Consider the following 465-nt stretch of genomic DNA (forward strand, 5'->3'; position numbering starts at 1 on the left):
AACACGAACGCCGAGAAAGCCGATCTCCGGGCAGGCCGTATTCCCGAAGACTGGCAGGACAAGCCGTCAAAGCTGTCGCACAAGGATCGCCATGCGCGCTGGACGCTGAAGTTCACGAARGCGAAGCGGCARGACGATGGAACCATGCCATCCAGCGATCTGGCTATCCCATTCTTTGACTACAAGTCCCATGTCTCCATCGACCGGAAGTTCCGGTTCATCCGCGAATGGAAGACGACAGATGCCGCCGCCAGTGATGGCGCGCGATTGAGAGAGGGGCTGCTGGATAAAGCCAATACGGCCTCGAGCGTCTGGACAGATACGGCCTACCGTTCAAAAGCCAATGAGGACTTCATGGAAAAGCAGGGCTTTGTCTCGAAGGTTCACAGGAAAAAACCGCATCTCAAGCCTATGCCCCGGCATATCCAGAGATCCAACGCAGGAAAGTCCGTGATCCGGTCGCGT

Annotated in this window: 1 pseudogene; it reads left to right on the forward strand. The window is 56.6% G+C overall.

What is annotated here, in order from left to right:
- Positions 1-465, forward strand: a pseudogene (locus tag KP705_RS17535) (IS5/IS1182 family transposase); the annotation flags it as partial.

The organism is Gluconobacter sp. P1D12_c (genome assembly GCF_018812105.1).
In the GTDB taxonomy this organism is placed as follows: domain Bacteria; phylum Pseudomonadota; class Alphaproteobacteria; order Acetobacterales; family Acetobacteraceae; genus Gluconobacter; species Gluconobacter oxydans_A.